General features: G+C 63.8%; 21 protein-coding genes. 9 read left to right on the top strand and 12 right to left on the bottom strand.

Annotated features, from left to right (window positions below; genetic code table 11):
• Positions 1-11: 11 nt before the first annotated feature.
• Both DUPY_RS09535 and DUPY_RS28625 read left to right on the top strand, forming a co-directional pair.
• Complete coding sequence (locus DUPY_RS09535; protein WP_070247585.1) at positions 12-464, top strand: TFIIB-type zinc ribbon-containing protein; 453 nt, start codon at positions 12-14, stop codon at positions 462-464.
• A 104-nt stretch (positions 465-568) separates the two neighbouring features.
• Positions 569-2488 carry a DUF3300 domain-containing protein gene (locus DUPY_RS28625; RefSeq protein ID WP_229255313.1) on the top strand — a complete coding sequence of 640 codons (1920 nt, stop codon included), beginning with the start codon at positions 569-571 and terminating at the stop codon, positions 2486-2488.
• Here DUPY_RS28625 and DUPY_RS09525 read toward each other — a convergent pair.
• From DUPY_RS09525 to DUPY_RS09505, 5 genes are read right to left on the bottom strand one after another with little or no spacing between them, the layout of a single operon-like run.
• Positions 2485-2796, bottom strand: a complete 312-nt coding sequence (locus DUPY_RS09525) for a hypothetical protein (protein ID WP_229255312.1) — start codon at positions 2794-2796, stop codon at positions 2485-2487. The genes DUPY_RS28625 and DUPY_RS09525 overlap by 4 nt on opposite strands.
• A 59-nt stretch (positions 2797-2855) precedes the next feature.
• Positions 2856-3614: a TorF family putative porin gene (locus DUPY_RS09520; protein ID WP_070247582.1), complete on the bottom strand. Its 759-nt coding sequence runs from the start codon at positions 3612-3614 to the stop codon at positions 2856-2858.
• Positions 3551-5017 (bottom strand): S8 family peptidase, encoded by a 1467-nt coding sequence (locus DUPY_RS09515; protein WP_229255311.1) that lies wholly within the window; start codon positions 5015-5017, stop codon positions 3551-3553. The genes DUPY_RS09520 and DUPY_RS09515 overlap by 64 nt, the downstream gene beginning before the upstream one ends.
• Complete coding sequence (locus DUPY_RS09510; RefSeq protein ID WP_229255310.1) at positions 5014-5781, bottom strand: zf-HC2 domain-containing protein; 768 nt, start codon at positions 5779-5781, stop codon at positions 5014-5016. The genes DUPY_RS09515 and DUPY_RS09510 overlap by 4 nt, the downstream gene beginning before the upstream one ends.
• On the bottom strand, positions 5754-6338 hold the full coding sequence (locus DUPY_RS09505) for an RNA polymerase sigma factor (protein WP_070247580.1): 585 nt from the start codon (positions 6336-6338) through the stop codon (positions 5754-5756). Before DUPY_RS09505 ends, DUPY_RS09510 begins: the two co-directional genes overlap by 28 nt.
• Positions 6339-6468: 130 nt before the next feature.
• On the opposite strand from DUPY_RS09505, the gene DUPY_RS09500 reads away from it, so the two are divergent.
• Both DUPY_RS09500 and DUPY_RS09495 read left to right on the top strand, forming a co-directional pair.
• Entirely contained in the window at positions 6469-7284 is an 816-nt protein-coding gene (locus tag DUPY_RS09500; RefSeq protein WP_070247579.1) for an alpha/beta fold hydrolase, read from the top strand.
• 805 nt (positions 7285-8089) lie between these two features.
• Complete coding sequence (locus tag DUPY_RS09495; RefSeq protein ID WP_070247578.1) at positions 8090-8935, top strand: NAD-dependent protein deacetylase; 846 nt, start codon at positions 8090-8092, stop codon at positions 8933-8935.
• A gap of 178 nt (positions 8936-9113) precedes the next feature.
• Here DUPY_RS09495 and DUPY_RS09490 read toward each other — a convergent pair whose 3' ends face one another.
• The 3 genes from DUPY_RS09490 to smpB form a co-directional block, all read right to left on the bottom strand.
• Entirely contained in the window at positions 9114-9668 is a 555-nt protein-coding gene (locus DUPY_RS09490) for a FlgO family outer membrane protein (protein ID WP_070247577.1), read from the bottom strand.
• Entirely contained in the window at positions 9669-10322 is a 654-nt protein-coding gene (locus DUPY_RS09485) for a hypothetical protein (protein WP_229255309.1), read from the bottom strand.
• Positions 10323-10512: 190 nt separating this feature from the next.
• Entirely contained in the window at positions 10513-10962 is a 450-nt protein-coding gene (smpB, locus tag DUPY_RS09480) for an SsrA-binding protein SmpB (protein WP_019919646.1), read from the bottom strand.
• 111 nt (positions 10963-11073) lie between these two features.
• On the opposite strand from smpB, the gene DUPY_RS09475 reads away from it, so the two are divergent.
• From DUPY_RS09475 to DUPY_RS09460, 4 genes are read left to right on the top strand one after another with little or no spacing between them, the layout of a single operon-like run.
• Positions 11074-11523 carry a type II toxin-antitoxin system RatA family toxin gene (locus DUPY_RS09475; protein WP_070247575.1) on the top strand — a complete coding sequence of 150 codons (450 nt, stop codon included), beginning with the start codon at positions 11074-11076 and terminating at the stop codon, positions 11521-11523.
• Positions 11498-11821, top strand: a complete 324-nt coding sequence (locus DUPY_RS09470) for an RnfH family protein (RefSeq protein WP_070247574.1) — start codon at positions 11498-11500, stop codon at positions 11819-11821. Before DUPY_RS09475 ends, DUPY_RS09470 begins: the two co-directional genes overlap by 26 nt.
• Entirely contained in the window at positions 11821-12495 is a 675-nt protein-coding gene (locus DUPY_RS09465; protein WP_070247573.1) for a hypothetical protein, read from the top strand. The genes DUPY_RS09470 and DUPY_RS09465 overlap by 1 nt, the downstream gene beginning before the upstream one ends.
• Before the next feature lie 2 nt (positions 12496-12497).
• The gene (locus DUPY_RS09460; protein WP_070247572.1) at positions 12498-13367 is read left to right on the top strand and encodes a hypothetical protein; all 870 of its coding nucleotides are present in this window, start codon (positions 12498-12500) and stop codon (positions 13365-13367) included.
• 84 nt (positions 13368-13451) lie between these two features.
• Here the strand turns inward: DUPY_RS09460 and DUPY_RS09455 are convergent, their stop codons facing one another.
• The 4 genes from DUPY_RS09455 to gntR all read right to left on the bottom strand — a co-directional run bounded on the left by DUPY_RS09455 (position 13452) and on the right by gntR (position 20709).
• Positions 13452-15656 carry a glycoside hydrolase family 3 C-terminal domain-containing protein gene (locus DUPY_RS09455; RefSeq protein WP_070247633.1) on the bottom strand — a complete coding sequence of 735 codons (2205 nt, stop codon included), beginning with the start codon at positions 15654-15656 and terminating at the stop codon, positions 13452-13454.
• Between the two features lie 90 nt (positions 15657-15746).
• Entirely contained in the window at positions 15747-18119 is a 2373-nt protein-coding gene (locus DUPY_RS09450) for a GH36-type glycosyl hydrolase domain-containing protein (protein WP_070247571.1), read from the bottom strand.
• 15 nt (positions 18120-18134) lie between these two features.
• Entirely contained in the window at positions 18135-19532 is a 1398-nt protein-coding gene (locus DUPY_RS09445) for an MFS transporter (protein WP_267875809.1), read from the bottom strand.
• 148 nt (positions 19533-19680) lie between these two features.
• Complete coding sequence (gene gntR, locus DUPY_RS09440; RefSeq protein ID WP_070247569.1) at positions 19681-20709, bottom strand: HTH-type transcriptional regulator GntR; 1029 nt, start codon at positions 20707-20709, stop codon at positions 19681-19683.
• A gap of 136 nt (positions 20710-20845) precedes the next feature.
• Between gntR and guaB the strand changes: the two genes are divergently transcribed.
• A complete protein-coding gene (gene guaB, locus DUPY_RS09435) occupies positions 20846-22309 on the top strand; it encodes an IMP dehydrogenase (protein WP_070247568.1) in 1464 nt (487 codons plus the stop codon).
• Positions 22310-22343: the final 34 nt, after the last annotated feature.

Genomic DNA, 22343 nt, shown 5'->3' with positions numbered 1-22343 from the left:
AACCAGGGAACATGGCGCTGCTTTGTCCCGCCGACGATACGCCGCTACAGGCGAGTGCCTCGAGTGGCTACGGCGTGCATCGGTGTCCGCAATGCCTGGGCGTGTCAGTCGCCGGCAGCGTTCTGCCGGCGGTGCGCGCTCACGCGGCGCTGACGCTGCACCAGCAGCCCGACCAGCCGGCGCGCGTGCGCCCCTGTCCCCACGACGGCAAGATGATGAAGCCTCTGCCGTACAAGGGCATCGAGATGGACGTCTGCCCCGAATGCCGGGGCCTGTGGCTGGAAGCAGGGCAGTTGCCGCGCTTGCTCGAAAAAGTGCAGATCGCCGCGCCAGTGAACCTGGGCCGCTTGGCGGATGGGACGGAAATACGGCAGGAAAAGTCGTCGCTTGACTGGCAAGACAAGGCCGAAGGGCTCTGGTTGGTGGGTGAGGTCGTCAGCGTTTTGTACAAGTTATGGAAGTGAACCTCATCATTACCATTAAAGACATCCGTTACAACAGGTAACAGCTTCCACCACAAGCTCCTGCTAATCTGCATTCATACTTTTAACGAAGAAGGATGTGGATTATGGATGCTCATCCCAGGATGTTCAAGCAAGCGGTGTCGTCGTCATTGATACTGAGCCTGCTGGTGCTGGCTGGCTGCAACAAGCCCGGCCAGCCCCCGGCACCGCAAACCGCCGCTCCCGCCGCTACTGCCGCCACGTCCCCTCAGCCGGCGCCTTACACGCCGCCGACCGCCGAGCAGTTGTCGCAGATGGTGGCGCCGATCGCGCTGTTTCCCGACAAGCTGGTGGGCCAGGTGCTGGCCGGCGCCACGTATCCCCAGCAAATCGCCGCCGCCAACCAGTGGCTGGGCCAGAATCCATCGTTAAAAGGCGACGCGCTGCAAAGTGCCGAAGCCGGCCAGCCCTGGGACGTCAGTGTCAAATCGCTGACCACGTTCCCCACCGTGCTGAACCAGATGGCCAGCAACATCGACTGGACCACGGCGCTCGGTGACGCCTACGTCAACGACCCCGCCGACGTGATGAACGCGATCCAGCTGTTGCGCTCGCGCGCCCAGCAGTCGGGCAACCTGAAAAACTCCTCGCACCTGCGGGTCTCGACCGTGGTCCATTCTTCCGCGCCTGCTTCTCCCGAACCTGCCTACGTGGCGCGGTCTTCCTCCGATCCCCTGGTGTATGACGGCCCGGCCGTGATACCGCCGCCGACCCAGACGATCGTCATCGAACCGGCCCAGCCCGACGTGGTCTATGTGCCGCAATACAATCCGACCGTGGTGTACGGCGCGCCGATGCAGGTGTATCCGGGCTGGGTCGAGCAACGGCCGGTGTATGCCACGCAAACGCTGGTGGAGACCGGCGCGCTGTCGTTCGGCATCGGTGTGCTGGTGGGGGCCGCGGTGAGCCATCACCACGACTGGGGCTGGAATTCCTGGGGCGTCAACTGGGGCGGCCCGGCGCCGCAATACGGCGGCCCTGGATATTCCGGCTACGGCGGCGGCTGGCATCGTCCGGCGGTGGTGTACAACAACACGACCTATGTGTCGAAGTCGGTTACCGTGGTCAATCGCGTCAACAATATCAACGTCACCAATAACAGCTACCGGACTGTCAACAACGTCAACAACGTGGTGAACCGGACGCAAAACTTTGCGGCTCCCAACGTCGCGCTCCGTCCGTCACCAAACTTCGCGCAGAACTTCGCTGCCAGTCCCGCCCACAACACCGCGCAGCAGCATCCAGTCGCGGCAATGACCATGCCGCATTTCACTCAGCGCGACGTGGTGCCCGGCGTGCTTCCGTTGCCGGCGACGGCATTGCAGCCGATGCATAACGCTGGCGCGCCGCAGATGCATCAATTCGCGCAAGCGCCGCACAATATGCCCGCGCCGACGTCGATGCAGCACCAGATACACCAGATGGAGCAGACGCAGCAGACGCACCAGATGCAGCAGACGCAGCAGAGGCAGCAGACTGCGCACGATCCGCTCCAGCAGCACCAGCCGTTCCAGCAGCACCAGCCGATCCAGCCGTTCCAGCAGCACCAGCCGATCCAGCCGTTCCAGCAACACCAGCCGCAGCAGGCCGAGCGTATAGTGCAAGCGTCAAGGATGGCGCCAATCGATGTCGGTCATGCAATGCATAACGAGCGCGGTGTCGACCGGGCAGCTGCCGAGGCGGAGATGGAACACCAGCATGCGGATGCCGCAGCCCAGCGCATGGCGCAGGAAAGAAACAGCGCGCCGGCGCACATGGCGCCGGTGCAGCACGTGAACCCGGTGATGCAGCCCGCACCATCGCCGCAACGCGAAGCCAATGCTGGCCATGGCCAATTTCAACCGCACCAGCAGATGATGGCCATGCACGCCGAACATGCCCACCCGGTCGAGCAACACGCGGCGCCCCATGTGGAAAGACACGAGCAGGCTGCCCATCATCGCGATGAGCATGGCAAGCACGATCCCCAGGAAAGGCATGGCTAACGAGCGGAAGCCGTCCGCTCGCCTGCCATGCCGGCCGACAGCGCCTGGAACCACCCGGCATATGGGGTATTCTTGACCATATGCCGATTCAAATCCGGCGCGCCATCGGTCCACCACACCGGCCCCCGTTCACCCAGCGCGCGCTTGGCCTGGTCTACCGCCGCCCGGGCGGCGCGCTCGCGTTGTTCGTCGCCATCCTTGAGTGCGGCGCCTACCTCGCGTCGCGCCGCCATCAGTTCCTTGACCAGCGCCTCGCGCCGGCCTGGCGCCAGGTCGGGATTACTCAGGCGCCAAAGTCTGCCTCTCACCACGAAATAACGCCCGTCGGGCGTGTGCGGATGCGGATCAGCGCCGGCCATGGCTGGACCTAGAACGCGTAACTCAGCCCCAGGCTCCACTGGCGTGGCGGATGCACCGGGTACATGGTGTAGCGGCGGCCGTCGTCCTGCACGTGTTCGCGCGCCAGTTGCAGGGTGTAGCGGCCGAACGGAATGCCGATGCCGATGCGGGCGTCGTAACGCCAGGCGTCGGGGATGCCTGGGAAGAAGCCGCCGCTGAGGTTGTGCATCAGGCCGATGTGGCCCACCAGGTTGAAGCGCGGGTGGATTGGGTAGAAGGCGTTGATTTCGCCGTACAGCACGCGCGCATCGTAGCCGAGATACCTGGGTGAATAATAAAGCCGGGCGCTGCCGCGCTCGAAACTGAGGCCGCCGTAGCATTCGCTGAAGTCGTTGTCGTGCGCCTGGGTGTAGGTGATGCGACTGCAACCGAGTTCCCAGCTGCCGCCGGAGCGCAGGCGCTGCGCATAGCCGGCATAGCCTTGCAGCTTGTAGCCTTCCAGGTCGCCGATGGTCATCGCGCTGGCGAAGGCGCCGCCATACCAGCCATGGTCGCTGTCGATGTTGACGGTAGCCTGCGGCACCGCGCTGCCCTGGCCGGGGTTCTGGCCCCGGTAGCGGTATTCCGACTGCACGGCCACGCTGCCGGTGATGTCGAGCTGGGCCAGCGCGGGCGCGGGCGCCAGCATCACGCTGAAAAATAAAAACGCTGCCCGGCGCCAGGTCACGGCACCGGTGCTGGCCGAGTGGCGGTCGCGGTTGCGGGCACGGGGCAGGTGCAACTGCATTGACGGATCAGGCGGGAAATAGTGGCGCATGCATCGATATTAGCAGTCTTGACCATGTCCGCAGGTTGCAACATGGTGCGCAATTGTGTGGGCGAGGCGTCGGGCCGCAGTTCTTCGAGCAGGGCCAGCATGCCGGAGACGTGCGCCGCCGCATACGAGCTGCCATTGACGAAGGCCCAGCGTGCGCCGGGCGAGGTGGTCGGGATGTCGTTGCCGGGGGCAAGCAGGCCGGTCGTCGCGCTATTTTTAGTCGAAGGCGCCATGCCCGGACGCGGTTGCGAGGCCACCGCCATCACGCCCCGATGGCTGGCGGGGAAGGCCGGGCCGCTGTCCTGCGGATCGACTGCGCCCACTACGCTGATGCCGCGTTCGAGCGCCACGTCGAGCAGGCGGTCGAGCAGCTTGTCCGGTGGACCCGACAGGCTCAGGTTGATGATCTTGGCGTTGTTGAGGATGGCGTAATTGAGCGCCTTCGACAGCGTGAAGCTGTTGCAGCGGGTGCGGGCGTTGTTGGTCTGCCAGCAGGCGCGCAGTCCCATCAGGCGGGCGCGCGGGGCCACGCCAACGATGCCGCCGTGGCCGCTGCGCGCGGCGATAATGCCGGCGACGGCGGTGCCGTGCAGCTCGGGCGGCGGCGGGCCGGCATCGACGAAGTTGGTGTTGACCGCGAGCTGGCCTGCCAGGTCGGGGTGTTCGCCATCGATGCCGCTATCGATCACCGCCACCCGCACTTCGCGCCCGGTGGCGTAGCGGTGCAGGTCGGCCACGTGCCAGTAGCGGGCGGCCGGCTGGACCTGGTACAGCGCATCGGCAGCGTCGGCGGCGGCCGAATCGGGCACCTGCGCCATGCCGTCGAAACGGGCCACGCTTTGCGCCCATTCCACCTGTGGATCATGGCTCAGTTGTTCGATCAGCAGCTGCGGATCGGCGTGGTCGTCGTACTGCATCACGTAGCAGTCGATGCCGAGCAGCGACATGGCCCAGCCTTCGACAACGGTCATGCCATGTTGGCGCGCCAGCGCTTCGGCGCGGCGGCGGCGCGCACCGTTGCCGTTGTCGTCCATGTACCGGCCGCCGTAGGTGGCGTCGGGACGGTAGTGGGTGGCGGGCAGGCGCAGCATGACCAGCAACTGGCGCTGGTTCGGATCGCCTGCACCATCGGCGTCCGCATGGTCGGCGCCGCCCACCGGCAGCACGCCGATGTCGTCGCCGGCCGGGGCGCCGATGGCGCTGTCCTGGACATTTTCGCGCCACGCATGGGCTGGCGCCGCCACGGTCATTGCGACCATTAACAGTGCGGCTGATGCCAGCGCTGCCAGCGAACGCGGCCAACGGCCTTGCGAGGTCTGCACCAGCGGGTGCGCTGTGGGCATTGCCAGGCCGCGCTGCCAGCGAGCGCTCATGGCGCGCCGCTGTCGTCGAGCGCTTCGGCCAGGCGCACCGCCGGGTCGTGGCGCAGCGCCTCGAGCGCGCGCTGGCGTTCGGCGTCGGGCACGCGCAGCAGGTAGGCATCGGTGACGGTGGGGCCGTCCACCACGCGCGCGCCATGGCGTTGCAGGATGCGGCGGAACTCGCGCTCCGTGGTCGCCGGTTCGAACATCACCACCAGGTTGCCGCCGGATGGCGCAGCGCCATTGCCGAGCGCATGATAGGAGGGCAGGTTGGCAGTGTCGGCCGCGTCGGGACGGGCCAGCATGGCGGCCATGCCGACGATCAGCACGCACTGGGCGGCAGCGGCCCAGCGCAGCCACGACGGCTCGTTGGCGGCCGCGCGGCGCCACCAGGGCAGCGTTGCGCGCAGCGGCGCCACGGCGGGGCTTGCGGCTGGCGGCGTTGGCCGATTGCTGTCGTCGGAATCGCTGGCATCGCCGGACTTGTCCTGTGCACCCAGTTGCGGCATCAGGCGCGCCAGCGCGGCGTCCATGTCCAGGCCCGGCGGCATGACGTCGTCGTCGTTGGCGGCGGCCAGCAGGGCGCGTTCGCGCGCCAGGTCGCGTCGGCAGGCGATGCAGTGTTGCAGGTGGCGCGCCACGCGCTGGCTTTCGTCGGTCGACAGGTTGTCCGCCGCGTACCATGGCAACAGCTCTTGCGCCGCCCGGTGTTCCGGGCCCGATCCATCGATATTGAAGACGCCCGCGTTCATCGGTTGTTCTCTCTTTCGTTCCACAACATATCCTTCAATTTCTGCCGCGCGTTGAACATGCGCGTCTTGACGGTATTGACCGGACACGCAACGATATCGGCGATGTCGCTGTAGGCCAGTTCGTGATAATACGTCAGCACCATCACCGCGCGTTGCGCTGCCGGCAACGCGTCGAGCGCGTCTGCCACGGTTTGCTGCAACTGCTGGCGGTGCATATGCTGCTCCGGTTGAAGCCCGCTTTCATCTTCGTACAGCGTGGCGTCCGATTCCAGCGGTTCGTCGCTGGCGCGCAGGCCTTTCAAGGTCTTGCGGTAGGCAATCGCAAACACCCAGGTGGACGGCTTGCAGGTGCCATCGTACGTGGCGGCCTTTTGCCATACCACCAGCATGGTGTCGTTGATTACTTCCTCGATCAGCGGCGTGCTGCGCGTCATGCGTCCGACAAACCGCGTCAGGCGAGAAAAATATATTTTATATAACTTTTCAAACGCACCTCTGTCCCCGCTGGACACCCTGGCCAGCAGGCACTTTTCGTCGTTGTCACTGTGAGAGCCCGTCGACAGGCCCAGTTGATGCTGCATCAGCGATCCTCCTTGTAACCGTTAATACCTTGCCGTTCACAAACGGTTCTACAAATCGGAAAATTCTTTTTGAACCGCGAATGGTAGCACTGTCCTTGTTCCCCGCCGGCATAACTATTAAGATGACAACATGAAAAATTTCCTGCTGCCGGCCGCCATGGCCACTTCCATCCTGTTCGCCGCGCCGGCACATGCCCAGCCGCTCGCCGGCCAGGGCGCTTTTGCTGGCCCCCAGGTGCGCGTTGACGTAGGCGGACGCAAGCTCAATATGTACTGCATGGGCAAGGGCTCGCCCACGGTGCTGTTCGAGGCTGATGCCGGTCGTGCCGGCTGGGACTGGTCGGCGGTGATGCCTCAGGTGGCCGCCCGCACCCGCGCCTGCGTCTATGACCGCGCCGGCATGGGCGCGAGCGACCCCATCATCCGTGCCGCCTCGGTCGGCAACGCCAGCCGCGACCTCGGCTTCTTGATCAAGAACGCCAGGATCGAGGCGCCGCTGGTGCTGGTGGGCGCCGGCTACGGTGCGCTGGTGGCGCAGCAGTACACCTGGCGTTCGCGCGGCGCCGTCACCGGCCTGGTGCTGATCGATGCGCTGCACGAAGACGCACTCCCGGCCGGCAACGCCGACCGCTTGCAGGCGGCGCTCGATTGCCTGGCAGCGGCCGAGTCGGGCAAAACCGGTGGCGGCTGCGCCTACTCGGCGGTGGCCTATAACGCCGAGCTTGGCCAGTCGCTGGCGGCGGCGCAGGCAGCCCAGGCGGTCAAGCCGGCCTACTGGCGCGCCCGCGCCTCCGAGCTCGACAGCCTGGAAGTGAGCGCCGGCCAGGTGCGCACCGCCCGCAAACCGTTCGGCGCCGTGCCGGTGGTGGCGGTGGAGCAGGGCGATGCCGCCGCCATCGTGGCGGCGGTACTGCAGGTGCTCGACCAGCAGTTGCCTGTTAAGTAATCTATAGCGCGCATCCTCTCGGCCGCCGTTTCAGCGGCCCGCCGTAAGTCCATTATCGGAAATAGATTATGTACAGAAAAGCAACGAACTGGCTTGTCCGCGCCCAAGCAAGCCGATCCGGGTGCTAACGCGCCGTTACCATCAGCGTCTAGCGGTCAGCCAGCGCCAGTCAAAGTGCCTGCGCTGTTGTCGATTGCCGTGCTGCTGGGGTCTCTCGCGATTGCGGCCTGGGTTGGAAGGGATCTGTATGCGATTGTTATCGAAGGCGAGATATGCAGACCTCGCTGTCAATCGTGGTCAACCAACCCGGTATCGCTAGTTGGTCAGTGCGTGGGTTGTATTGTGCTCATGACGATGTTTTTGGGTTTGGCGTACGGCGCGCTGAAATTTCTGATCGCGCCGGCAGGCGAAGATCGGGTATGACGGGTTTGCTGGGGGCCTAGCTCAGTGTACCCGTGTCCCCGACTATCAGAAACCTCCTGCTTGTTCTGCTTTTTTTGCTTGTTTTGGATGTCCGCGTTGCGATTGCCTCGGCCGCCGCTGCCCAGTGCCAGGCAGACTTGTCGAGTATTGCCCAATTCATAAAAGTGAACGATGCTGGCACTGACACGCACCTGGCCAGTCGTGGCGCGGGAATCGGCCCAGCATTGGCTCAGGCCCACGCTGCGGCTGGGCTGACGCCTGACGTGGCCGCTTGCGACCTGATTGCAGCGCTCTGTAAAGGCCTGGCAATGCATCGTCGGAACGGCGGCCCGACGCCAGCAGCCGGCCACCGCTGGGCCCCCATGGTGCTACCATAACGGCCATGAACCTCCATCCCCATCTCCCAGCTCAGATCGACCAGCTCCAGACCTTCCTGCACCAGCACCGCCGCGTGCTGGTACTGACCGGCGCCGGCCTGTCCACCGCCTCCGGCATTCCCGACTACCGCGACAAGGACGGCGTGCGTCGTGGCCGTGCGCCGATCCAGGGGCCGGACTTCCGGCGCGATGTGGCCGTGCAGCGGCGCTACTGGGCGCGCAGCATGGCCGGCTGGCCGGTGATGTCGAAGGCGGCACCCAATATCGGCCACCATGCGCTGGCCGAGCTGGAAGCGGCGGGGCGCATCGACGCCATCATCACCCAGAACGTGGACGGCCTGCACTACAAGGCGGGCAGCCAGAACGTGATCGAACTGCATGGCAATATCCACGGCGTGGTGTGCCTCGCGTGCCGCACCGTGCACCCGCGCGCCGAGATCCAGGCCTGGCTGGCGCGCGAGAATCCGCACATGGTCCATACCGGGCCGGTCGATGGCGTGGTGCCGGAGGCGCGGCCGGACGGGGACGCCGAGCTCGAACTCAATGGCCAAGATTTCCGGATGCCGGTCTGTTCGCACTGTGGCGGCGTGCTGCAGCCGGACGTGATTTTCTTCGGCGATAACATCCCCGTCGAGCGCACGGCGCGGGCATTGGCGCTGGCCGAGCAGGCCGATGCCTTGCTGGTGGTGGGGTCGTCGCTGATGGTGTTTTCAGGCTACCGCTTCTGCAAGCTGGCGGCAGCGGCCGGCAAGCCGATCGCGGCGATCAATCTGGGCAAAACCCGGGCCGATGACCTGATTGGGTTGAAGGTGGAGGCGTCGGCGATCGAGGTTTTGCCGCTGTTGTTGTGACAAACTGATCCCCGCCTGCGCAGCGGTCCGCCGGTGCGGGATGACGCAGGGATGACGCCAGGATAAACGGCGGCGAATCCTGGCCACGCACTGGATCCCCGCCCGCGTGGGGATGACGGCGCCCAGTATGGCGACCGTAATGCCGTCATTCCCGCGCAGGCGGGAAACCAATTTGAATCTAATTGCGCTGAAGCATGGAGCGCACCACCGCTTCCTTGGCCAGCACATAATCCTGCCCGGCCAGCACGAAATTGGTATTCGGCTGGATCACCTTGACGTTGATGAAGACCATGTCGCTGGTCTCGGCATACGACCCCACCACGATGGCCTGGGCGTTGTGGGCGGTGGCCACTTCGCCGATTTCGCGGGTGAGCATCAGTTCGCCCTGGTTGCGCTTGAAATACACGTTGCTGCGCAATTTCATTTCCACCATCGACAGCCCGCCCTGCGCCAGGCGCGTGGACAGCTGTTCCGAGACCAGCCGGCCGAGCGTGGTGGTCTGTTCCAGTTCGTCGATGTTGACCAGCGTGGCCATGATCAGCGGCTTGTCGCCGGCCAGTTTGCCGGTCAGCTGGCGCATCAGCGAATCGGCCGCCTTGTAGTTGGCCTCGATGAACTGGTTGGACGAGACGGTGGTGTAGTCGCGCTGCTCCTTGTCCTTGTTGGTGGCGCAGCCGGCCAGCAGCAGCGGCACGGTGAGCAGGAGGGCGCTAGCCAGTTTGGTGATCGGCATTTACAGGTCTCCGCGCACTTTGAATACGCGCGTCAGTTTGGTGTTTTCAGGTTCCGGCTCGGTGAGGCCGTACAGCGCATAGTCGGCGTCGGCGACGTAATAGGCCGACGTGCTGCGCGCCAGGTAGCGATATTGGTCCGACACCGAAATGGTGACGATGATTTCGGTGCGCGGCGTGGCGCCGGGGGCGAATTCCGAATCGAGCGGATCGAACGGTTCGTTTTCCAGGCGCGGCGCGCTCAGCTCCTTTGCCATCCACACGCCGTCGGCGAGCGGAAAGCGCTGGCCGAAGTTCTGCCGGTACTGTGGGCGATTGGCGGCAAAGGTCAGCGTTTGCACGTCGAGATCGATCTTGAGCGCGCCCGCCGGCGCGCGTGACACCGTAAAGCCGTCGTTCACCAGCGCCGTAGTGAGCTGGGTGGCCAGCGCGCGCTGGAACGGATTCGGTTCGGCAGGGGTGTTGATGAAGATTGGCCGGGTGGGCGTCTTTTTCAACGCCACCGCCAGTTGCCGCTCCACTGCATCGGCCACGATGCCCCAATGGTAGGTGGCCTGCAGCTTGGCCTGCTTGCTGGCCGGGAAATTGGCCGCCAGCGGCGCGGGCGTGTAGCGGGTTGCGCATCCGGACAGGATCACACCGGCTGCGACAGCCATTAGAAGTTTCAGCGCCATTGCTTGCCTCATCGTCAAAAAGTAGACTGTGTCATGTCTCCACGCCGCACCAGCGCAGGCCATGAATGACAAATCATCGTGACCAAGTGTAACATGGATGTTTCCGCTTAGAAATTACAAGGCAACAAAAAACCCGGCGCGGGGCCGGGTTTTGTCCTGAGGGCGCAACAGATCAGCGGTTGTGCGTCTTCATGGCGGCAGCCACTTCGCGCTTGCCGTCGCGGTCTTTTTCGGTGGCGCGCTTGTCGTGCTGCTTCTTGCCCTTGGCCAGGCCGATTTCACATTTGACGCGGCCTTCCTTGTAATGCAGGTTGAGCGGCACCAGCGTGTAGCCGGAACGCTCCACCTTGCCGATCAGCTTGTCGATCTGGGCGCGGTGCAGCAGCAGCTTGCGGGTGCGCACGGCTTCGGGGCTGATGTGGGTGGAGGCGGTGGGCAGGGCGCTGATGTGGGCGCCGAACAGGAACAGCTCGTCGCCACGGATGGTGACGTACGCTTCCTTGATCTGCACGCGGGCGTCGCGGATGGCTTTGACTTCCCAGCCTTCGAGCACGATGCCGGCCTCGAAACGGTCCTCGATGAAGTAGTCAAAAAATGCTTTTTTGTTATCAGCTATGGTCATGAATTCGGTAAATCGACGATAAACCCGTACCGGGTCGGTTAAATTTCGGTTTCGCGTATAAAATTAGGGCTTACAGCATCTTATTTCCACATCATAGCAAATGGTTAGACAATGGCAGTAGTGCACAAATCAGTTTTCCTCGGTTATAGCGCCCAGCAGATGTTCGAACTGGTCGCCCGCATCGAAGACTATCCCAAATTCCTGCCGTGGTGCGGTGGTGTTGACATCCGTGAGCGCACCGACAATCGCACCGTGGCGAGCATTGGCATCAACTACCACGGCGTCAAGCAGAGCTTCACCACGTCCAACGACAACGTGCCGTTCGAGACCATCCGCATGAAGCTCGTCGATGGTCCGTTCAAATGCCTCGATGGCGTGTGGACCTTCAAGGCCCTGCGCGAAGACGCCTGCAAGATCGAACTCGACCTGCGCTACGAATTTTCCAGCACCATCCTCGACAAGCTGGTGGGCCCGGTGTTCGGCATGATCGCCAACAGCATGGTCGATTCCTTCTGCAAGCGCGCGGAGACGGTCTATGGCAACGCACCCATCGGTGGTTGATCCGGCCGAGACTTTCGCGGTCCAGGTCTGCTACGCCAGCGACGCCGTGCAGTTCCTGCGCGTCTTGCAGGTGCCGGCGGGCACCACCATCGACCAGGCGCTGGCGCTGTCCGGCATCGCCGTCGAAGTGCCTGCAGTCGACCTGGCCGCCATGCAGACCGGCATCTACGGCAAAAAGAAGCCACGCGACACGCTGTTGCGACCCCACGACCGGGTGGAACTCTACCGCCCGCTGATCGCCGATCCCAAGAACGCGCGGCGCCGTCGCAAGAATCCTCCCCCACCTTCCGCTACCTGATGCTCGACACACAATCTGCTCCTTCCATCCTGCGCCGCGCCGGCGTGGTCCTGCTTGCGCTGTGCGCGTTCGAACTGGCCTGGATGGCCTGGCGCATCACCACCGGCGCCGACTATTCGTACAGCATGATCATCCCGGCCCTGGTCGGCGGCATCTACCTGCTGCGTGGCAGCCTGCGCGCCGCTTTCTTCTTGGTCTGGATCGCCAGCGTGTTGCTGCCGATGGCGCTGGCCATGATCGTGCTCACGCTGTTGCAGCCGTTCGACCTGACCCTCACGCAATGGCAGCTCGATCCCGGCGCGCAACTGGCGGTGCTGCTGCCGTTGCTGCTGTTCTGCGCCGTACTGCACTGGCTGCGCACCGAGCTGCTGCGCCAGCCAATACGCACCGCCATCCTGTCCGGTGGCCGGCGCGAGCCGTCTGCCCACCTGGCGCTGGGCGTGGGTATCGTCCTGGCGCTGCTGGCGCTGGGCGGTCACCAGCTGGGCCGCGATGCCGACCTGGTACGCAAGGCTGAATTTTTGGCGAAAGCCAAGCACGGCGAGGAGTATCACTACTACGCCAGCAAGATCACCGCGCGAGACGACATGGAAGGCACGTTCGTGGAAGCGAAAGTGCAGGCATGGCGCGCCGACCGGATCGACACCGTGGACGTGTTCTGGAAAGAGAAGTAATAATGACCGAGCCGGATTTCTCGAAATACAGCGCACAGCAGCTGCGCCAGGTGCTCGGACGTATCGACCGCGTGCGTTTTCCGGAACGCGTCGCCACAGTGGAGGCCTTGCTGGCGCAGCGCGAGCGCGACGGCGATCTCAATAACAATAACAATAACAGTAACAACGGCGCCGACAGTGCCGCGAAGGCACCGATGGCCGATCCTGCCAGCTACGTGCCGGTGCTACGACGCGTGGGCATGGTGCTGATTGCCGCCGGTCTGCTCCAGCTGGGCTACGGAATCTGGCAAATGCCCGCACAGGCGAATACCTTTTCGTTCAACTTCGGCGGGGCCATCATCGCGGGACTGCTGCTGTTGACCGGCAGCCTGCGGGTGGCGGCAGTGCTGCGCTGGCTGGGCTGGCTGACCTTGCCCGGCATGGTCGCCATGGGACTGGTGGCGTACGCGATACCGCTCGACCTGCTGGAAGTGGAGTTGCGGCTGGCGCCATGGCAGTTTGCCAGCGGGGTGCTGATGACATTATTCCCCATCGTCCTGGCTGCGTGGGTGCTGCGTGAGCTGGGCAGTGCGAAGATTGCAGCAGCGCGGGCGTTCGAAGGGCGACGTACCCACGACATGCGCATTGCGCTGGCGATCGGCGTGATTGGCACGCTGGTGCTGCAGGTATGGATGTTCAAAATACTCAACGGGCCCGATGCCGAGTATGCCGAGCAATTGGCCGCCGCCCAGGTGCAGGGCGCCAACAAGTACCGCGTGGTGCAGCTGAACTTCCTGAGCGGAACTTCGGGCACCCGGTACCAGGCAACGGTCCAGGTCTGGAACCATGAAGGCGTGGGCTATACGACCGTGAACTGGCAAGTGCCGAAGTAACGGCGCCAGCCGTCGCACCAGTTGCACTGGGCCGCAGCAAATGGTGCTGCGGCCCGGTCGTTACGCTTTCTTCATTGCAACTTCTTACTTGCCGTGGATGTCCATGGTTTGCGCATCGAGGCTCACCTTGACCGTGGCGGCAGGCTTGGCGCCTGCCGATTCGGCCAGCGTGACCACGTACTCGCCCGGTGCGATCTTCCAGGTCTTGCTGGCGCTGTCATACATGGCCAGCAGGCGAGGATCGACTTTGACCGTGGCCTTGCCGGTCGCGCCGGCTTTCACTTCCAGCTTGTCCCAGCCACCCAGGCGCTTCGGCGCTTCCCAGCCGCCCTTGGCCGGCGAGATGTACACCTGGCCCACCGTTTTGCCTTCACGCTTGCCGGTGTTTTTCACACTGAAGGTGACTTCGATCCCCTTGCCGGTCTTGTTGGCAGCCAGGTCCGACATGGCGAACGTGGTGTACGACAGGCCGTAACCGAACGGGAACAGCGGCTTGTGGCCTTTCAGGTCGAACCACTTGTAGCCAACCGCTGCGCCTTCGATGTTGTAGTCGGTGGTGAGCTTGTTGAGGATGTTTTCGTCCTTGGTCACGGCATCGCCATCGAGCACCGGACGCGGCAGCTGCGCCACGGAAGCAGGGAAGGTCGCCGGCAGGCGTCCGCTCGGATTGACTTCGCCGGTCAGCACGCGCGCAATGGCCGCGCCACCGTTGGTGCCCGGGTACCATGCTTCCAGCACCGCCGCGACGTTTTTCAGCCACGGCATCACGACCGGGCCGCCGGTTTGCAGCACTACCACGGTCTTGCCGTTGGCCTTGGCCACGGCGGCGATCAGGTCGTCCTGCTTGTTGGGCAGGTTCAGGTCCGGTGCGTCGATGCTCTCGGCGGTCCACTGGTTGCCGAACACGATCACCAGGTCGGAGCTCGCGGCCAGCTTGGCTGCAGCCTTGACGTCCTTGCCGTCGGCGTAGCTGATCTTGGCCTTGGTGCGCGAGGCCAGTTCCTGCATCGGCGACGAGCGGTGATAAACCATCGGGCCCGGGAAGTACTGCGGACCTTCGTTGGGCACTGGCGACAGGCCGATCGGATATACCTGGGCCGAACCGCCGCCCGACAATACGCCTACGTTGGCGTGGCCGCCGATAATCGCAATGGTGCGCACGGTGGACGCCAGCGGCAAGATGTCGCCGCTGTTCTTGAGCAGGACCATGCCTTCTTCCGAACCGGTCTGCGAGATTTTGCCATTGGCGGCGAAGTCGATGCCGGCGTCGCGGGTGGCGGCGGCTTTGACCGGGTGCTCGGCCAGGCCGTGGGCGAACATGGTGCGGGTGATGCGTTTGACCATGTCGTCGAGGCGCGACTGCGGCACGTGGCCGTTGACGACCGCTTCCTTCAGCGCTTCGTTAAAGTACGCCGACTTGTCGAACGGGTGGCCCGACTGCTGGTCCAGGCCCGCCATGGCGGCCGGAATGGTGGAGTGGGTGGCGCCCCAGTCGGACATGACGTAACCCTTGAACCCCCAGTCCTTCTTCAGCACTTCATTGAGCAGGTAGTCGCTCTCGCAGGCGTATGGGCCGTTCACGCGGTTGTACGCGCACATGACCGAGCCGGGATCGCCCACTTCGGTAGCAAACTGTAACGCCAGCAGGTCGGACATGCGGCCCGCTGCGTCGTCGATCTTGACATTGATGTGGAAACGGTTGGTTTCCTGGTCGTTGAAGGCGAAGTGCTTGAGCGTGGAAACCATGTGGTTGCTCTGGATGCCGCGAATTTGCTCGCCGACCATCACGCCGGCCAGCAGCGGGTCTTCGCCGCCGTATTCGAAATTGCGGCCGTTGCGCGGTTCGCGCATCAGGTTCACGCTACCGGCAAGCATGATGTTAAAGCCGCTCATGCGCGCTTCGCTGCCGATCATGTGGCCGCCGGCGAACGCCAGCTTGCGGTCCCAGGTGGCCGTGGTGGACAGGCCCGAGGGCAGGGAAGTGCGCTCGACCGGGCTCTTGGACGCAGCCTGCGTGGCCACGCCCATGCCGGCGTCGGCCTGCCATTGCGACGGCAGGCCAAGGCGTTCGATACCGGGCACGAAGCCGGCCGAATCCTTGCGGCCTTCTTTCGGGGCGATGTACTGCTTGGATTCGAAATCGGTGGAGAAGTAGCCGAACACGGTCTGGATCTTTTCATCCAGCGTCATCGCCTTGACCAGCTGTTCGGCGCGGGCGTCCGGCGACTGCTTGGCGTCGAGCCAGGGACGGTTGGTGTCGGCGGCGGCATGGGCCGCGCCAGTCATCATGAGGGGGTAGGCCAGGGCCAGCGACAACCAGAGACGCTTCTTCAATTTGTTTATCCTTGTAGTGTAGTTTCAGTCTTGAACGCGCTATCGTTAACGTGGAATAGTCACTTCCAGCGCGTGTACTCCACCCGCTACGATACCTGTCACTTTAGTATCAGGCAACCGTTTTCCGTCGAGTTTGACAACGATTTCATGAATATCTCCCCGTTGTATAACTACATGGAATGTCGCGCCCCGGAATTGCCGCGTTACGCGTATGCCATCCCAGTGCTTGGGTAGTTGCGGCGCGATGCGCAGGCCATCGACATCGCCCTGCAAACCGCACAGGCCTTCGACGAAGCAGCGGTACACCCACGACACGGTGCCGGTGTTGAACAACTGGCTCGAACGGCCGGCCGTGCGCGGATACTGGTGGTAGGCGCCGCGATAATAGTTGGGGATGAACACCGGCAGCTGGCCGCGCTGCAGGTAGTCTTCCTCGGTCGGACCGGGGATCATCTGGCGCAGCAGTTCGTAGGCGCGCTCGCCTTCACCGACTTGGTACAGGCTGTAGATATAAAAGATTGACGCGTGGTTGTACACCGCGCCGTTTTCCGCCGACCCCGGGTGCTTTTGCGTGACGCGGCCGACGTCGTCGCGCATGGCGCTGTACGGCGGCGCGAACATGGCCACGCCGTACGGCGTGTGCAGCTGCTGCTTCACCTGCTCGACAATCGACGCGCGCTGGCCGGCATTGGCCGCGCCGCCCAGCATGGCCCACGCTTGCGGGTTGAGGTAGATGCGGCCCTCGACATCTTTGGAGACGCCGAAGACCACGTTGTCATCGGTGATGCCGCGCGCGTACCAGTCGCCGTCCCACAGGTGTTCGTTGGCGGCGCGGTTGACTGCCTGCGCGCCGGTGCGGAAGTGCTTCGCCTTGTCGGCCAGCGCGCTGTCGCTGCGGGCGCTCTTTTCGCACATCTCGGCCCACAGGTTGAGCGCATACGCAGTGGCCACCGTCAGCCACCCCGACACGCCCTTGCCCTTGTAGCCCACCATGTTCATCGGGTCGCACCAGTCGCCCTGGGCGATGTAGCTGAGGCCACGTTCATCGCGCGCCTGCAGCAGCCAGTCCATCGCGGCGTGCATGCGTTCGGCCACGGTAAGCGTGACGCCGCTGTCTTTACCGGTGACCCGCGCGGCCAATACATCGTAGTCGCCGGTCTCGTCGAGATAGACCTTGAGCGCGATGGGCAGCCACACGCAGTGGTCGGTGTGCGGCACCTGGTTGATGTACTTGAGCTCCGCGCCCTCGACCAGCAGGATCCCGTCGGGCATGGCGCCGCTGTCTTCCTGCTGCGCCAGCGCGTGCAGCAGCGCTGCGCGCATCACGCCGGGCTTGATGAAGCTCATGCCCATATTGTCCTGCAGGTAGTTGCGGGTTTGCGGATCGGTGGACAGGCGGTTGACGTCGCCGTGGTAGAACACCTGGCGCGGTAGCCAGTGGTTGACGAAGTTGTCCAGTTCCTTGTCGGGCGTGTCGATCTGCAGGCAGCCGGCGCCGCTGGCGATGTACTGCGCGTAATCGGCGCGCGCCTTGGTAAAACCTTCGGCGTGCAGGTAGCGGGCGCGCATGGCGGCGATTTCGGCGTCGTCAAACGCGGGGCCGAAGATGAAGCGATAGTCGTGCGATTGACCGGCATCGAGCGCCAGTCGGTATTGCACCACGGCGGCGGGCGTCTCATAGCGGGCGTCGCCGTTGGCCAGGGTTTCCAGGTCGATGGCGGACGGGCGATGCAGGCCGCCTTCGCCCTCGAAGGCCTGCTGCTGCACTTCCCACGCCTGCGGCGCTTCTTCGCACAGGAAATAGGTCTTGTCCTTGAAGTCCTTTTGCTTGAAGTAGTCGGCCACCTTCTGGTACGGCGCCACGCAGCTGGCCACCACGCCGCCCAGGTCCGGCCGGTACTCGCCCGACTGGTTCATCCACGACATGTAACCGATCGGGAAGTAGGGGTACACGCTGAGCTTGCGGGCGCGGCCCGACAGGTCGGTCACGCGCAGCGACCACAGTTCCACCACGTCGGCGGTCGGAATCGAGAGCGTGAGTTCGACCCGCACGCCCAGGTGTTCGACGGTCCAGGCCAGGTCGTTCTTGCCGACCGAGAAAGCGAAACGGTCAACCGGCGCGCGCACCGGTTCGTACGGCGCCGAGAACAACTGGCCGGTTTCCTCGTCCTTGATATAGAAGAAGCGGCCCGGGTGGTGGGCATAGTAATTCTGCTCCGGCTGCATGAAGGTTTTCGCTTCGAGGTTCGGTGCATGGGCGTACTTGGCCGGTTCCGGCTGCATGAACTGGGCCACCGCGTAACCACGGCAGGTCACCTGGATCATCATCTTCTGGTTCCACAGGAAGCCGCCCGCGCGCGGCATGGCCGTGGGGCTGATCAGTTCGTAGCGGTCACCATTATCGGTAGGGCGTAACATGAAACGTGTCTCCATTTATTGAGTTTTGCGCGCTTGCAGGTCGGCCTGGATCTGCACCAGCTTGCGGTTGTCGAGGTTATAGAAAAACATGATGGCCACGGCCAGCACCGCAAAGGCGGCGGGGATGAACGACATCAGCCACACGATGCCGGCCTGCGAGCCGCTGTTCTGGGCCGAATTGGCCACGTAGCCAAGCACCGTGAACAGCCAGCCGATGACGGCCACCGCGATCGCGGTACCGAGCTTTTGCGAGAACGTGGCGGCGGCAAAGGTCATGGCGGTGGCGCGGCGGCCGGTACGCCATTCGTTGTAGTCGGCGGTGTCGGCATACATCGAAAAGGCCAGCGGCGACTTGGGACCGAGTGCCAGGCCCATGCCGATCTGCAGCGCGAACATCAGGGTGACCTGGTCGTTCGGCACGAAGAAGAAGGCCGAGGACAGCACGGCGGTGATGCTCATCAGGATGATCATCAGCTTCTTCTTGTCCACGAAACGCGTCATCAGCGGCGTGAGCGAGGCGCCGATGGCGGCCGAGATCATGTACGCCGGCACGAAACCCTGCATCAGCTCCGGGCGGCCCACCACGTACTTGAAGTAGTAGGCGGCGCTGGTGGTGCGCAGGGTGATGGTGATCATGATGATCAGCGCCAGGAAGAACAGCACCACCCATGGCCGGTTTTGCGACAGGTCGCGGATGTCCTGCATCACGTTGGACTTTTGCGACGGCGGCGGCGCGATCCGTTCGCGCGTGTTGAAGAAGGTGAGCACGAACAGCAGCGACGCGAAAATACTCCACACCAGCATGGTCAATTGCCAGCCCAGCTTGTCGTCGCCGTGGCCGAACCAGCTTACCATGGCCGGCGTGGCGGCCGTGACCAGGGTGCCGCCGGCAAACGCGAAAATGAAGCGCAGGCCGTTGACGGTGGAGCGCTCCTGCGGATCGGCCGACAGTACGCCGGACAGGGCGTTGTACGGGATGTTGATGCAGGTGTAGCACACCATCATCAGCAGGTAGGTGCCATAGGCCCAAACCAGCTTGCCGTCGTGCGACAGGTCGGGCGTGGTGTAGGTGAGGATGGCGGCGCAACCCAAAGGAATCGGCACCCACAGCAGGTAAGGGCGGAACTTGCCGAAGCGGGTGGAGGTGCGGTCGGCAGCGGCGCCAATCATGGGGTCGGTGAAGGCGTTGATGATCTTCACCGAAAACATCATCGAGGCGGCAGCGGCCGCCGAGATGCCGAACACGTCGGTATAAAAGATCAGCAGGAAGGTGGCGATATTGGTCCAATAAAAATTGAACCCCATATCGGCCACGCCGTAGCTGAATTTTTCGCGCCATGTCAGGGCAAGGGGAGGCGGGGGCGCAGTCTGGGTGGGGATCACAGTTGCCTTATCAAAAAGCGGGTTCGACATTAACCTATGTTAGCGCTAACAACAATGCTAGGCAGTGTAAGGGTTTGCCAAGATTTGTAAACAGAATTCCATGTTGCGGCGCAGCGGAGCCAACCGATATCGACGGATCCGTCATTGCCGCGCAGGCGGCAATCCCATCAGTCCAGGCTCAGGCACTCTCGCGCGCCATCAGCGTAAATCCCAGGTCGATCTGCCGCACCGCCGGCTCATCGCCCTTGATCACCGAGCGCAACAAGGTGGCCGCCTCGAAGCCGATGCGGTAGCGCGGCGTACCGATCGTGGTCAGCGACGGATTCATCCAGGCCGAGGCCGGCAAATCGTTGAAGCCGCAAACTGCCAGCTGCGCCGGCACCGCGATGCCGCGCCGCTGGCACTGGTAAATGGCGCCGTGGGCCAGGTCGTCGTTGCAGCAGAAGATGGCGTCGCAGTCGTGCGCCTGCGCCAGCATGCGGCCCACCAGCTCGGCGCCCAGGGCAAGCGTGGACGGATCGGGCACCATCACTTCCAGCCGAGGGTCGGCCAGGCCCGCTTCGTGCATGGCCTTGCGGTAGCCTTCGGCGCGGCGCAGCGTGCGCTCGTCCAGCTGCGCGCCGATGAAGCCGATGCGCTTGTGGCCCTTGTCGAGCAGGTAGCGGGTCATGGCGTGGCCGGCCTGGAATTGCGAGAAGCCCACGGTGAGCTGGGCCGGGTCGGTGGACATGTCCATCATCGACACCACCGGCACGCGCGAGGTGGTCAGTATCTGCTGCACGCGGTCGCTGTGCGACAGGCCCGAGAGCAGCATGCCGTCCGGGTTCGACTGCAAATACGTGTTGATCAGCTTTTCTTCCTCGCGGTCCGAGTAGCGGGTGTTGCCGATCAGGATCTGAAAGCCGTCGGCGTCGAGCGCATCCTGGATGCCGGCCAGCACTTCGGTAAATACCGCATTCGACAGCGACGGCACCAGCACCGCGATCACCTTCGATTGCGACGAGGCCAGCGCTCGCGCGGCGCGGTTGGGCACGTAGCCGAGTTCGAGCACCGCTTTATCAACGCGGTCGCGCAACGCCTGCGACACCATGTCGGGCTGGGTGATGGCGCGCGAAGCGGTCATCGTCGCGACGCCTGCATGCTGGGCCACCATTGCCAGAGTGATGCGCCCGCTGGCGCGGCTGCTAACCGCTTGTGATTTCGTCATTGAATATGGCTCAAGAACATTGATAGCGATATCATACGGCAGCCATGGCGAAAGTGACAGCAATCTCAACCAAAGCTATGCCTGACAGCAAGGCCGTTTTCCTGTACAATGCCGCTTTGCGCCTATAGGAAATACTATGCGTCTACTCCAAAAAGCACTCACGTTCGATGACGTGCTCCTCGTTCCAGCCTATTCCAACGTCTTGCCTGCAGATACGTCCCTCAAGACGCGCCTGACCCGCAATATCAGTCTCAACATCCCGCTGCTGTCCGCCGCGATGGATACCGTGACCGAAGGCCGCCTGGCCATCGCCATGGCACAAGAGGGCGGTATCGGCATCATCCACAAGAACCTGCGCCCGGCCGACCAGGCCCGCGAGGTTGCCAAGGTCAAGCGTTTCGAGGCTGGCGTGCTGCGCGATCCGATCACGATCCCGCCGGACATGAAAATCCGCGACGTCATCAAGCTCACCGAACTGCATGGTATTTCCGGTTTCCCTGTCGTTGAAGGCAAGGAAGTCGTCGGCATCATCACCAACCGCGACCTCCGTTTCGAGCAGGAACTGGACGCCGAAGTACGCGCCAAGATGACCCCGCGCGAAAAACTCGTCTACGTCAAGGACGACGAAGACCGCGACGAAGCCAAGCGCCTGATGAACAAGCACCGCCTCGAGCGCGTGCTGGTCGTTAACGACAGCTTCGAGCTGCGTGGCCTGATCACCGTCAAGGACATCCAGAAATCGACCGAGCACCCGAATGCGTCGAAGGACTCGCACGGCAAGCTGCTGGTCGGTGCAGCCGTCGGCGTGGGCGCCAAGGACGAAGAGCGCATCGACCTGCTGGTCGCGGCCGGCGTGGACGTGCTGGTGGTCGATACCGCCCACGGCCACTCGCAAGGCATTCTCGACCGCGTGAAGTGGATCAAGACCAAGTACCCGCACGTGGACGTTATCGGCGGCAACATCGCCACCGCCGCCGCAGCGCTGGCGCTGGTGGAATACGGCGCTGATGCGGTCAAGGTCGGCATCGGCCCGGGCTCGATCTGCACCACCCGTATCGTCGCCGGCGTCGGCGTGCCGCAAATTACCGCGATCTCCAACGTGGCCGAGGCACTGGAAGGCACGGGCGTGCCCTGCATCGCCGACGGCGGTATCCGCTTCTCGGGCGACATCTCCAAGGCGCTGGCCGCTGGCGCGTCGACCGTCATGATGGGGTCGATGTTTGCCGGTACCGAAGAAGCACCTGGCGAAGTGATCCTGTACCAGGGCCGTTCGTACAAGTCGTATCGCGGCATGGGCTCGCTGGGCGCCATGTCCGACGGTTCGGCCGACCGCTACTTCCAGGACGCTACCATGAAAGCCGACAAGTTCGTGCCTGAAGGTATCGAAGGCCGCGTTGCCTACAAGGGCTCGGTGCTGGCGATCATCTTCCAGCTGGTGGGCGGCGTGCGCCAGTCGATGGGTTACTGCGGCTGCGCCACCATCGAAGAACTGCGCAACAAGGCGGAGTTCGTCGAGATCACTTCGGCCGGCATGCGCGAATCGCACGTGCACGACGTACAAATCACCAAGGAAGCGCCGAACTACCGTTCCGGCGACTAAGTCCCTTGCAAACGCCGGCACGATGCCGGCGTTT

Origin of the sequence: Duganella phyllosphaerae (assembly GCF_001758785.1) — a bacterium.
In the GTDB taxonomy this organism is placed as follows: domain Bacteria; phylum Pseudomonadota; class Gammaproteobacteria; order Burkholderiales; family Burkholderiaceae_D; genus Rugamonas; species Rugamonas phyllosphaerae.
Note: the sequence above shows the minus strand (reverse complement) of the source record. Positions and strands in the feature narration are given on the sequence as shown.